Source organism: Rhodococcus sp. PvP016, assembly GCF_017832185.1.
In the GTDB taxonomy this organism is placed as follows: domain Bacteria; phylum Actinomycetota; class Actinomycetes; order Mycobacteriales; family Mycobacteriaceae; genus Rhodococcoides.
In genome coordinates, this window is the sequence record NZ_JAFIBH010000001.1 from 1,866,262 (window position 1) to 1,877,777 (window position 11,516).

The window sequence follows — 11,516 nt, forward strand, 5'->3', positions numbered from 1 at the left end:
GACGCGACGACTCCGCACCGCCGACGCGGACACACGTTCCGCGTCGTGATGGTGTCGGTGGCTGCGCTGGCCGCCGTGGTGTTCTCGGTGTTGGTCGCCATCACGCTCGGTCCGGCCGACATCTCGCTGGTCAACGTCCGTGACATCGTGACGAATCACCTCGGTCTGACGGACATCCCTGTGAAGATGTCGAAGGACGCGATCGTGTGGCAGGAGCGGCTGCCCCGTGCGCTGGTCGCGGCGGCCAGCGGCGTGGGCCTGGGCATCTGCGGTGTCGTCATGCAATCGTTGCTGCGCAACCCCCTTGCCGACCCGTTCATCCTGGGCATCTCCTCAGGCGCGTCGACGGGGGCTGTGGTGGTCGGTGTGCTCGGCATCGGGGGAGCGGCATTCGGTCTCTCGGGCGGCGCCTTCGTCGGCGCCCTGCTCGCCTTCGGGCTCGTGCTCTTCCTCGGACGGCTCGCCGGAAACGGGACCGACCGCGTCATCCTCGCGGGTGTGGCCGCGACGCAGCTGTTCTCGGCGCTCACGTCGTTTCTCATCTTCGCGTTCGCTGATTCCGACGAGACCCGCGGCGTGATGTTCTGGCTGCTCGGATCGTTCGAGGGTGTGCGCTGGAACGACGTGGCCCTGTGCGCCGGCGTGGTTCTGGTCGGAGCGGCACTGTGCACTCACTTCGCACACGTGCTGGACGCGTTCACGTTCGGCGACTCCGTGGCCTCGTCGCTCGGATTCGACGTCCGCCGAGTGCGGCTCGTGCTGTTGATCGGCACCGCACTGGTCACCGCCACACTGGTCAGCGTCGCGGGTGCCATCGGCTTCGTCGGTCTCGTCCTGCCCCACGCAGCGCGCTTGCTGGTGGGCCCCAACCACAGTCGACTGGTCCCGGCGACGGCGATCATCGGCGCGATCTTCATGGTGTGGGTCGACGCGGTGTCCCGTGTCGCGTTCGCTCCCACCCCACTGCCGGTGGGGGTGGGAACCGCATTGGTGGGCGTTCCCGCCTTCATCGCCATCATGGCGAGACGAGGTCGGGACCGATGACCCTCCACGCATGGGACGTCTCGTGGAAGCGGGGCGCAGCTCTCGTTGTCGACGGCGTGACCCTGGCGCCGGAGCCGGGGGACGTCGTCGGGCTGCTCGGTCCGAACGGATCGGGCAAGTCCTCTCTGTTGCAGCTGCTGTCCGGAGCGACCAACCCCTCGTCCGGGGTGGTGCATCTCGACGGCGACGACGTGTCGTCCCTGCGCCGCCGAGAGGTGGCGAGAGCTGTCGCCGTCGTCGACCAGGACACGCACACCGACGTGGACGTCACGGTCCGGGACGTGGTGCGGCTCGGGCGTATCCCGCACCGGGGCATGTTCGGCGGATCCGACGGGGACGAGCTCGCCGTCTCCGAGGCGCTGGCGCACACCGGCCTCGAGGACAAGGCCGATCGGTTGTGGCGCCGACTGTCCGGTGGTGAGCGCCAGCGCGTGCACATCGCCCGCGCCCTGGCGCAGCAACCACGTGAGCTGCTGCTCGACGAGCCGACCAACCACCTCGACATCCACCACCAGCTCGAGATCCTGGCACTGGTGGCTCGCCTACCGATCACGAGTGTGGTGGCCCTGCACGATCTGAATCTGGCGGCCATGTTCTGCGACCGAGTGATGGTCCTGAAGGACGGGCGAACGGTCACCGCGGGTACCCCCGAGGAGGTGCTGACCGAGGAGCTGATCGCCGACGTGTACGGCGTACGGGCGCGCGTCTCGGTCGACGAGCCCGGCGGGCGTGTGCACGTCCGGTTCGAACCCGGGGCGGTGCAGCGCGTCTCCGCGCGGTAGCGCAGCGGTGGCTGTCACCGGCGGCGTCGCGCACGGAGAGTCTCCCGCCGTGGGGGACCCGAACGGCGCGGCGCGCTGATCCGGACCACACGACGGGTTCCGAAGGGCCTGATCGACGCACCGTAGTCCGTTCCTTCGGAGCCGCCGGGAAATGTGGACGACGACCGGGCGCATACTTAGCGGATGCCCCCCAACGCGAAGCGCACGATTCTGAGCAACGGCGCCGACCGCGTCACCGTCTTCCACGACGGGAGGGTGAAGGTCACCTCGAGTTCGCACGTGTGGGACATCGTCGACCGCGGCCGTCACAGCGCACTCGGCCAGTACGTCACCCTCGCGCCTGCACCGGCCCGTCACGCGGACGTACGAGCGGACGACCGCGAGGCTGCGCCGGGCACCCCCGACTTCGTCGCGGAGCTCGATGCCGAGCTGGGGTCGGCCGTCGCCGGAACCGCTGCGGCCACCAACGGCACCTTCGTCCAGTTCGTCCACGACGGCACCATCATCGTCGGCAACGACGGTCGCGACCTCGCCGAGACGTTCAACACCGGTCGCGAGGCCACGGAGGAGGCCGCTGCGGAACGTGGAGGCGCGGTGACCGTGACGTTCAAGGGTTCGTATCGGCCGCGTGACATCCGTGAGCACGACTGGCTCATCGAGATCCCCGTGAACGAGAAGCCGTTCAGCAATCGCCTCTACCGGGGGGACTACGAGAACTCCGAGAACAAGGTGGGTCCGCACCGCAGGTAGTTCACAGTCCGCCTGCCACGCGGAGCACTGCACCCGTCACGTAGCTCGCGTCCTCGGACATGAGCCAGACGACGGCTCCCGCGATGTCGTCGACGGTGCCCGCTCGACCGAGCGGCACCGTCGGGGCGACCTGCGCGGGCCGGTCCGGTTCCTGGTGGAAGTCGGTCCAGATCGTGCCGGGCGACACGGCGTTCACCCGGATGGCGGGGGCGAGTTCCTTCGACAGTCCGAGTGTCAGTGCGTCGACTCCGGCTTTCGCTGCCGCGTAGTGGACGTATCTCGACGGACTTCCGAGCGTCGCGGCCGCGGACGAGATCGAGACGATCGATCCGCCGCCCTGTCTCATGAGTGCCGCTTGCGCGAACTTGCAGCAGACGATCACTCCGAAGAGGTCGACGTCGAGGTCCCTGTGGATTGCCGCGAGGTCGTTGTCCTCGAGCCGCCCCACCGCGGTGGCCACGCCGGCATTGTTCACCACCCCGGTCACCGGCCCGAACGCCTCCGCTGCCGCGAAGAACGCTGCGACGGAATCCTCGTCGACGATGTCGACCGCGCAGCACAACGCGCGGCGACCGAGGGCTGTGATGTCCGCGGCGACGGCGTTCGCCGAGTCCGCGTCGGAGTGATACCCGATCACGACGTCCCACCCGGCGCGGGCCAGGGCGAGGCCGATGGCCCGTCCGATTCCGCGTCCACCGCCGGTCACGATCGCGACCCTCGTGTCAGTCATGGGAACAGTCAACCCCGTCGGTTCCGGTCGTGCCGGAGGAATCGGAGCGCGGAACCCTCGACATGCCGCTGTCACCGCGGCGGATAGTACCGGCGCCAGCGTTCGAGAAAGGTCGTCAGCTCGGACGCGCCCGACGACGCAGGCAAGGTCGTACGCCAGGCCACGTGACCGTCCGGTCGGACCAGCACTGCCCCCTCCTCGCCGACCTCCAGGAGGTCGATCAGTCGACGCCGGTCTGCGGGATCCGGTACGCCGATGGGGACCACCACGACACTCGGGCTCGGGATCCGGTGAGTGCCGAGCTCGTCTTCCCACCCGTCGCCGTCGTGGGCGAGGAGCGTCAACGAGGTGGGGTGGAGCACGTCGTGGATTCCCGCGGTGAGCCCGCGCGTCGAGATCACCGCGTGGGGAAGCCGGGCGCCGGGATAGGTGGTGGGAAGGTAGTCGACCACGTCCTCGGGCGGCCGTACGGCCGGGTCGTCGTCGGCGACGAGGTCGCTCGTGTGCAGATAGCCGAACTGCAGACCGGTGGAGACGAAGTGTTCGATCTGGCCGGGCACCGCCTGCGCGATCTGCCCGCGCAGCGCCGCCGAACCCGGAGCCCGAGGATGCAGTCGCCGCGCTCGACGCATCTGCCGACGCATCATCGCCGTGGCCATCGGCGCGACGAGCCGGTCGGGGAGCGAGACGAGCGGTGCTCGCGCCGCGACACGGGTCGCGACCGCGAGCATCCTGTTGGTGATGCCGATGCGTTCACCGATGTCGTCGAGCCGGAAATGGTTGGCCACACTCTGCTCCGCGAACTTCTCCACGACCGGTCGGCGTTCCGTCTCGTAGGTGTCGAGCAGAGTCGGAGAGGCAGTGCCGGACAGCACCGCGTCGAGCTTCCACGCGAGATTGTGCGCGTCCTGCACCCCGGAGTTCAGGCCGAAGCCGCCGGTGTGCGGGAACCGATGCGCAGCGTCACCGAGGAGCAGGAGCCGCCCGCGGCGGAACGAATCGGCGGTCTGCGAGGTCATCACCCAGGTACCGGTCGACTCCAGTTCGAAGTCTCTGTCGCCGAGTACCTTCGGCAACATGTCCGCCCAGAACTGGTGGCTGTTCGCGGCGATCTCCTGGGCTGGGTGCAGGTAGGCCGTCATGAGGATGTACCGGTGATCGGCGTGCGAGATCAGGACGCCGCACAGATCCGGTGTGTAGATCCAGCTCAGAAGTGGACGAGCGTCGTCGGGAAACAGCGAGTGCGAGGTGAAGAACGCGCTGCCCATGTTTGCCAGGACCGGCCCGTCCAGGTCGATGCCACTGGCGTCGCGAACAGGGCTGTTGGCCCCGTCGCACCCCAACACGTACCGAGCGGTCAGCTCTCCGTCGGCATCGTCACTGCGCGTCCGCACTCGGGCGACATCGGGCGTGGACTCGACATCGCGAACCGTGACGCCGCGGCGGAAGTCGATGAGCGGGTCCTCGTCCAGCGCGTTCCACAGCACGGGCATGAGCAGGTGCTGTCCGATGTGCGAGACCATGTAGGGGCTCTGGCTCTCGACGACTGCTTTCCGCTCGGGATCGGACAGCAGGTCGATGGACCCGATGGGGCCGTCGTCGATGCCGCCGAACCAACTGATGAGGTTCACCTCGTCGTGCGGGGGCGACATCGACGCGATGGCCGACGCGAGATCGGGGCTGTACTCGTGCCAGATCTCGAGCGTGCGGGCATTGATGACGTGTGCGGCCGGATGAAAGAGCGGCGTGGCTCGACGCTCCAGGACAGTGGTCCGGATTCCCCTGCGAGCCAACAGCAGTGCGGCTGTGGCGCCCGCCGGACCCGCGCCGACGATCACCACCGGAGTCGTCATCGGACGACGGTCCGCTGAGTGCCGAGATCGATGGTGCCGTCGGCCGTGCGGATGGTGGCGGTCACGACGTCGTCGACGGAGAGATAATGCGGATTGCGCGCCTGGCGAGCGAAGAAGATCTTCCACTTCAGTGCCGGCGGAAGAAGCTCACCGACCTTCTGCACGATTTTCGGTGGCGCCGAGATGGCCGTTCCCACAGGGGTTCCGGTGAGCAGAACGTCACCGGCGGCGAGGGACTGGAAGCGGGACAACCGGGTCAGAGCCTCCGCGGGCGGGGTGATCAGATCGTCGCCGATCGTCTGGTCCTGACGGACGTCGCCGTTGACGGACAGCGTCATGTGCAGCTCGGGGAGCCGGGCCCAGTCCGCCGCGTCGAACAGGACGAGTCGCGGGCCGAGTGGCGTGAAGGTGGGATAGGACTTGCTCTCGTAGACCTGCACTCGGGTCAACTGGATCTCGCGCGCGGAGACGTCGTCGGCCACGACCACGCCCGCCGCGTAGCGCGACAGGGTGTGCTCCGTGACCGTCGTCCCGATCGGAACCTCCGCGCCGATCACGATGCCCAACTCGATCTCGTGATCCAGCAGGGCGACCTCGGCGGGTTGTCGGATCGGGTCGTTCGGACCACTGATGGAGGCCGAGGACTTGCGGAAGAAGGTGGGGTGCAGCGTGGCCGGGTCGGCTCCGATGTCCAGCGCGTGCGACCGGTAGTTGAGCAACTGAGCCACGACGCGGCACGGCGCGGTGATCGGCGAGAGGACGTCGAGATCCGCCGCGACGGCGTCCTCGCCGTGTGCGCTCTCGACGGCCGCACGATCGGCGAGCAGATCGCGGGTGGTGTCGGCCGTGGTGTCGATGCGGGCCGCGGTCTCACCGTGCAGGCGCCACCATCCCTCGGCAGTGCGAACAATGTTCACGGGCATGGTGATTCGCTTTCTCGAAAATGGGTCACAGGGTGCGGAAGGTGATGGTCTTCTTGTTCGCCACGACCGGTCGGCCCGGCCTGGTTCCTGCCTCGCGCCGTCGCAGCTCCTCCGGCGACGCGCCGTTACGCAGTCGGCTCAGCAGGTAGTCGGGGTCGATGTTCACGCCGATCGGATTGCGGGCGAACTCGTCGCTGTAGAAGAACGCCGCGGTGTGATCCGGGTCGAAGTTCTCCACCTGGAACTCGAGTCGGATGCCGTCGGGATCCTCGTAGTAGAGGGAGATGGTCGGGCCGTGGTTGATGGACCAGACCGGGCGGATGCCCTGGCGCTTCAACCGCACGTAGTTCTCGAGCAGCCGTTCGAGAGACGTGAAGGTCAGCGCGATGTGGTCGATGCCGTAGACCTTGCGTTTGAGCATCGCGAGCGGGAACAGAAGCCGCAGAACCGGGGGCACGGCGATGATCGCCAGGCGGTGCGACTCGTCGTCCCAGGTCAAGAACGTGATCTCGTCGTCCTGATACGCGACCTGCGCACCGAAGACTGTGCCGTACCACCGCACCATCTCGTCGGTGCGAGTCGATTTCACCACCCAGTGGGCGATGCGATCCGGTCCGTGCCTGCCGAGACCGGCCGAGCCGGTGTGGTCACCCGTCGCGTTCATCGTCGCCTCTCGTCGTGGGGAAGTGACCGCGACGCTACGAGCACTTTGACTACCAGTCAAGAAATTGACTCGGGCTCGAGGTGCACGCCGGGGTGCACTACCCTCGGTGCCATGTCCGCGACCCCCACCGACGGTGCGCGTCGTCCACGACGGGATCGTCGACAGGCACTCATCGATGCGGCCATCGCCCTCATGAGCGAGGGCGGCGACGCGGACATCAGCGCGGCCGCCATCTCCCGGCGGGCCGACGTGGCGCACGGGTTGCTGTTCTACTACTTCACCGACAAGCAGGGCCTGGTGGCCGCGGCGCTCGCAGACGTGTTGTCGCGCTTGGTGCATCACCAGAGCCCCAGGGCTGACGAGCAGACGCCTGAGCAACGCCTCGACGGTTTCGTCCGACGGCACATCGAGTTCCTGGAGAACCATCGGACGCTGTACGTCCGCGTCGTCGTCGAGGGTGTGCTGGGCGATCCGGCCGTCGAACGGGCGCTACGGGAGGCGCGTGCGGAAGGCGCCCGTCAGGTGGCGGACATCGTCGGACTGGAGCAGCCCCCGACTCCGGTGATGCAGACGGCGGTCGTCGCCTGGACGGGATTCCTCGACCGGGCGGCCGACGAGTACGTCGAGCGCGACGACCTGTCGCTCGACGACGTCGTGGATCTCGTGGTGAGAGCCTTCGGCGTGGTCACCGGGCGCTGACGTCTCGCATCCTCGCGGCGGTGGGCACGTCGGAGCGGCCTAGCGAACGAGCGGTCCGGGTAGGCGTGCTTCCGACGGGGTATCCGCACGAGACGACGACAGGAGCAACTCACGTGAGTACGGACGATCTCGACCCCGGTGTCGCCGCGGCCGTACGGTCCCGCATCGCGTCCGCCGGCGAGATCCCGCTACCGGGATCCGGTGCGACCAGGCGACGCTGGGATCTGTTGACCGCGTGGTGCCGAGACGACGCGGTGGTCGGCCGACTGCTCGAAGCCCACTTCGACGCCGTCGCCATCTGCGCGGAGCTGGGTGGTCCCGCCCCCTCGTCCGAGCAGATGTGGGGAGTATGGGCCGCCGAGACGCCGCCGCCCGTGAACGCGGTCCCCGATGCGCACGGTTCCTCGTCGCTGACCGGTCGGAAGATGTGGTGCTCGGGTGCCCACAGTTGCTCTCACGCGTTGGTGACCGCACGGGCGGGGGAGGACTCCGCCCTGTTCGCCGTGGCGTTGGGCAGCAGTACCGTGACCCCCGAACCGAACACCTGGCACGCGACGGGGATGCGCGAGAGCGACTCCGGCGCAGTGTCACTCGCAGGAACACCCGCGGTCGCGGTGGGGCGGCCGGGTGACTACACCGCGCGTGCCGGATTCTGGCACGGTGCGATCGGAGTGGCCGCCTGCTGGTTCGGGGTGGCGCTCGCCGTCGCCGACCCGCTCTACCGCCGGGCCGCTGCGGACCGGGCCGGACCGCACGCGCTCGCGCACCTCGGAGCAGTGGACGCGGCACTGACGGCCTGTGTCAACACCTTCGACGCCGCTGCCGGCGAGGTGGACCGAGACCCACTGGCTCTGGAGGAGGCGAGAGTGCGCGCCATGCGGGTTCGCGCCATCGTGGAGCGGGCCTGCACCGAGGTCCTCGACCGGGTCGGCCGCGCGCTGGGTGCGGCGCCCCTCGGTCTGGACGCGGAGCACTCCCGCCGGGTGGCAGACCTGACGACGTATCTTCGCCAGAGCCACGCCGAGGTCGATCTGGAGAACCTCGGTCGGGCGGTCGCGGCGTCGGGCTCCGCATCATGAGTGTGGACAGGTTCGCGGAACGCCCGGTGGCACAGCGTGGAACGCCGGAGTCCGCGTGGCGCGCGAACGGTACGACGTATCCCGATCTGGCGCACGACGGGCTGGCGCATCTGGTCCTCGTCGCTCCGCATCCCGACGACGAGGTACTCGGTCTGGGTGGCTGGGCATCGACGCTGGCCACGTCCGGTGTTCCGGTGACGGTGGTCGCCGTCACCGACGGGGGCGCCTCTCACACCCCCACCCCCACGCGGTCGCGCGCCGACCTGGAAGCAGTGCGCAGAGCCGAGAGCGATTCGGCGCTGGTCGATCTCGGCATCGTCGACGTCCGACGGCTGAGCCTTCCCGACGGACAGGTGGCCGAGCACGAGCTCGCTCTCGTCGGCGCCCTCGTCGGCGTGCTCGACACCGTGGGACGCGGTGCATCGGTGTGGTGCGCGACGACGCTGCGCGGCGACGGCCATCCGGATCACGAGGCGGTGGGCCGCGCGTCGGCCGCGGCGGCGAGCCGGAACGGGTGCACGCTCGTCGAGTACCCGGTGTGGATGTGGCACTGGGCGGAACCCGGTGACGACGCCGTGCACTGGGAGTCGGCCCGCACGATCACGCTCGACGCGGACGCGATCGCGCGCAAGGAGGCAGCGGTGAGCAGATTCGTCAGCCAGACGACTCGGGACGGGGACGCGGACGAGATACTGCCGCCGTGGGTTCTGGAGAGGCTCCTGCGTTCTCACGAGACGGTGTTCGTGTGAGCGGGCAGAGCAAAGGTGTGCCGGCGAGTTATTTCGAGCGCATGTACGAGGCAGATCCGGACCCTTGGGGGTTCGAGAGCCGGTGGTACGAGCGACGCAAGTACGCCCTCACGATGGCGATGCTCCCGAACGAGCGGTACCGGTCGGCCTTCGAGCCGGGGTGCTCCGTGGGCGTTCTGTCAGAACTCATCGCGGGCCGTGCCGACCACGTGCTCTCCACGGACATCGCGGAGGCACCGTTGCGCCGAGCGCGGGAACGTGGGATTCCGAACGTGGAGTTCCGTCGGGAGTCGCTGCACGACGGGTGGCCGGATCAGCAGTTCGATCTCGTCATGTTGAGCGAGATGTGTTACTACGTCCACCCGGCAGAACTCGACGCTCTGGTGTCGAAGGCGGTCGACGCGGCAGAGCCCGGCGGAACAGTGTGCGTCGCGCACTGGCGCCACGAGGTTCCGGAGTACCCGAGCAGTGCGGCCGAGGTGCACACCGCGTTCCGCGCGTCACCGCACCTGCTCCTCCGGGCGGAGTACCGAGACGACGACGTTCTCGTCGACGTCTTCACACGGTCCGCTACCGCACTCTGATCACGCGGTGGCGGGAGTCGCCATCTCGTCGAGGAACGTGGCGAAACCGCCTGTGGTGCGGGTACTGGTGCGGGCCGATGTGGTCACGCACGGAGCGCCGGTGCGGCGTATGCGGTACCCCCGGCGTCCGAGACGCTCGACCAGATCGACGTCCTCGTGGACGGCCAGCGCGCGGAAGCCGCCCACCGCACGGTAGGCGTCGGCACGCACCGCGAGGTTGGCTCCGTGGACCTGCAGCAGGCCGCGCCGTTCACGGTCCGCGTAGTCGCGTCGGAATCGCCGGAGCACGACGGGATCGCGCAGGCCCTCGTCGACGCGCACCGGTCCGGGGACGACGGGTGCGTGTGCAGCGCACGCCACGATCGACCGGAAGTGGCCGGGGTCGACCAGCGAATCAGCGTCGGTGGTGACGTACCAGGTCGACGATCCGGCGCTCGACGTCTCGGACCGGAACCCCAGGGCCCGAGCAGCTCCCACGTTCGCGACGTCCGTCGTGACGCACCGGACGCCCCCACCCACCACCTCGGCGGTGCGGTCGCTGCACGCGTCGAGCACGACCACCAGTCGCACGGGGACCGGCGACAGTGCGCGAGCGGTGCGCAGAGCATCGAGGCATGCCGACAGCGATGCGTCCTCGTTGTGGGCGGGCACCACTGCGACGATGCGCTCGACCCGGGCGGGCGTGAAATGCACACTGCGGAATTGCCCGATCCCGTCGTCGCCAATCAGCGCAGTACGGTCTCCGACGTCGGTCGTCAGCCTCGTTGGTCGTCCAACACCCGTCGAGCCTGCTCGGTGACCGTGATTCCCGCGCTGTAGGCCTGTGCTCGCAGCAGTGCCGACGCGGCCTGGACGCTGAGATGGTGCCGCGCGACCACCACGCCGATCGCCAGGTGCACGGTCGAGAGGTCGAACCCGTGGTCGGGCCCGCCGTCGACGGCCGTGAGCACGGTGTCTCCGTCCAGGTCGTCGCACAGGGGGACTCGCGGCGCCAGCAACTCCGGGCGCCGTTCCACGAGCGCTGCGATGGCGGCGTCGGAGTGCGTGCTGCTCCGGCGTCGACCGCGCCAGTACATCTGGAGCGTTCCCAGGGGGGTGGCGGCCGCACCGATGGGGAACGTCGCGACCTCGACGACTCCGAGGGTCGCCAGCTCGTCGACGAGAGTGGTCCAGCGGACGCCGTGCGCTGGGTCCTCGACGTCGAGTCGACTGTGTCCCGCTCCCGCCATCGACTCGGTGTGCGGTCCGCAACCGAGCAGGTACTGGAGGTCGGCCAGTCGCTCCGCCAGGTCGTCCGTCGCGAACGTGACGAGCCGGACGTCGGCATCGGCGGCCGATTCCGCCACCACGGCGGCTCCGTCCGCCCGGCACCACTGCACGCACGCGGCCAGCCACGTCTCCGCAGTGCGTCCGGACCGCAGCTCGCCCGTGACGCGCTCGTCGGGTGGATGGGGCTCGCGGGCCGGGTTCGAAGCCATGGGGCGTCCTTTACTGCGTTCATGAAACCGGCTCGTGGACCGCAGCTGAGGGAGTGTCTCGCCGAACACCGGGTACCCGCCCGTCGGCTCGACACACCACATCCGGCCGGTGTCCTCGAACACGGGCGCTCGCTCACCGGGTGTCGTCGATCACCTGAGTGGTCGACACGCTCGGAACGCC

General features: G+C 68.9%; 13 protein-coding genes. 7 read left to right on the plus strand and 6 right to left on the minus strand.

Annotation, left to right across the window (positions count from 1 at the left end; translation table 11 throughout):
* Positions 1 to 48 precede the first annotated feature (48 nt).
* The 3 genes from JOE30_RS08630 (at position 49) to JOE30_RS08640 (ending at position 2,576) form a co-directional block, all read left to right on the plus strand.
* Positions 49 to 1,044 (plus strand): iron ABC transporter permease, encoded by a 996-nt coding sequence (locus tag JOE30_RS08630; RefSeq protein WP_204870175.1) that lies wholly within the window; start codon positions 49 to 51, stop codon positions 1,042 to 1,044.
* Complete coding sequence (locus JOE30_RS08635; RefSeq protein WP_204866090.1) at positions 1,041 to 1,826, plus strand: ABC transporter ATP-binding protein; 786 nt, start codon at positions 1,041 to 1,043, stop codon at positions 1,824 to 1,826. Before JOE30_RS08630 ends, JOE30_RS08635 begins: the two co-directional genes overlap by 4 nt.
* A 183-nt stretch (positions 1,827 to 2,009) precedes the next feature.
* Complete coding sequence (locus tag JOE30_RS08640; protein WP_204866092.1) at positions 2,010 to 2,576, plus strand: hypothetical protein; 567 nt, start codon at positions 2,010 to 2,012, stop codon at positions 2,574 to 2,576.
* A gap of 1 nt (position 2,577) precedes the next feature.
* Here the strand turns inward: JOE30_RS08640 and JOE30_RS08645 are convergent, their stop codons facing one another.
* The 4 genes from JOE30_RS08645 to JOE30_RS08660 form a co-directional block, all read right to left on the minus strand.
* A complete protein-coding gene (locus JOE30_RS08645; RefSeq protein WP_204866094.1) occupies positions 2,578 to 3,306 on the minus strand; it encodes an SDR family NAD(P)-dependent oxidoreductase in 729 nt (242 codons plus the stop codon).
* A gap of 71 nt (positions 3,307 to 3,377) precedes the next feature.
* Positions 3,378 to 5,159, minus strand: a complete 1,782-nt coding sequence (locus JOE30_RS08650; protein WP_204866096.1) for an FAD-dependent oxidoreductase — start codon at positions 5,157 to 5,159, stop codon at positions 3,378 to 3,380.
* Positions 5,156 to 6,082: a fumarylacetoacetate hydrolase family protein gene (locus JOE30_RS08655; RefSeq protein WP_204866098.1), complete on the minus strand. Its 927-nt coding sequence runs from the start codon at positions 6,080 to 6,082 to the stop codon at positions 5,156 to 5,158. Before JOE30_RS08655 ends, JOE30_RS08650 begins: the two co-directional genes overlap by 4 nt.
* A 25-nt stretch (positions 6,083 to 6,107) precedes the next feature.
* Positions 6,108 to 6,746 (minus strand): VOC family protein, encoded by a 639-nt coding sequence (locus JOE30_RS08660; protein WP_204866100.1) that lies wholly within the window; start codon positions 6,744 to 6,746, stop codon positions 6,108 to 6,110.
* Positions 6,747 to 6,857: 111 nt separating this feature from the next.
* On the opposite strand from JOE30_RS08660, the gene JOE30_RS08665 reads away from it, so the two are divergent.
* The 4 genes from JOE30_RS08665 (at position 6,858) to JOE30_RS08680 (ending at position 9,857) form a co-directional block, all read left to right on the plus strand.
* The gene (locus JOE30_RS08665) at positions 6,858 to 7,445 is read left to right on the plus strand and encodes a TetR/AcrR family transcriptional regulator (RefSeq protein WP_204866102.1); all 588 of its coding nucleotides are present in this window, start codon (positions 6,858 to 6,860) and stop codon (positions 7,443 to 7,445) included.
* 113 nt (positions 7,446 to 7,558) lie between these two features.
* The gene (locus JOE30_RS08670) at positions 7,559 to 8,524 is read left to right on the plus strand and encodes an acyl-CoA dehydrogenase (RefSeq protein WP_371831660.1); all 966 of its coding nucleotides are present in this window, start codon (positions 7,559 to 7,561) and stop codon (positions 8,522 to 8,524) included.
* Positions 8,521 to 9,273 carry a PIG-L deacetylase family protein gene (locus JOE30_RS08675; RefSeq protein ID WP_239532325.1) on the plus strand — a complete coding sequence of 251 codons (753 nt, stop codon included), beginning with the start codon at positions 8,521 to 8,523 and terminating at the stop codon, positions 9,271 to 9,273. Before JOE30_RS08670 ends, JOE30_RS08675 begins: the two co-directional genes overlap by 4 nt.
* The gene (locus JOE30_RS08680; protein ID WP_307806108.1) at positions 9,270 to 9,857 is read left to right on the plus strand and encodes a class I SAM-dependent methyltransferase; all 588 of its coding nucleotides are present in this window, start codon (positions 9,270 to 9,272) and stop codon (positions 9,855 to 9,857) included. Before JOE30_RS08675 ends, JOE30_RS08680 begins: the two co-directional genes overlap by 4 nt.
* Here the strand turns inward: JOE30_RS08680 and JOE30_RS08685 are convergent, their stop codons facing one another.
* The gene (locus JOE30_RS08685; protein ID WP_204866103.1) at positions 9,858 to 10,550 is read right to left on the minus strand and encodes a glycosyltransferase family 2 protein; all 693 of its coding nucleotides are present in this window, start codon (positions 10,548 to 10,550) and stop codon (positions 9,858 to 9,860) included.
* Between the two features lie 62 nt (positions 10,551 to 10,612).
* Positions 10,613 to 11,335 (minus strand): ANTAR domain-containing protein, encoded by a 723-nt coding sequence (locus JOE30_RS08690; protein ID WP_204866104.1) that lies wholly within the window; start codon positions 11,333 to 11,335, stop codon positions 10,613 to 10,615.
* Between the last annotated feature and the right edge of the window lie 181 nt (positions 11,336 to 11,516).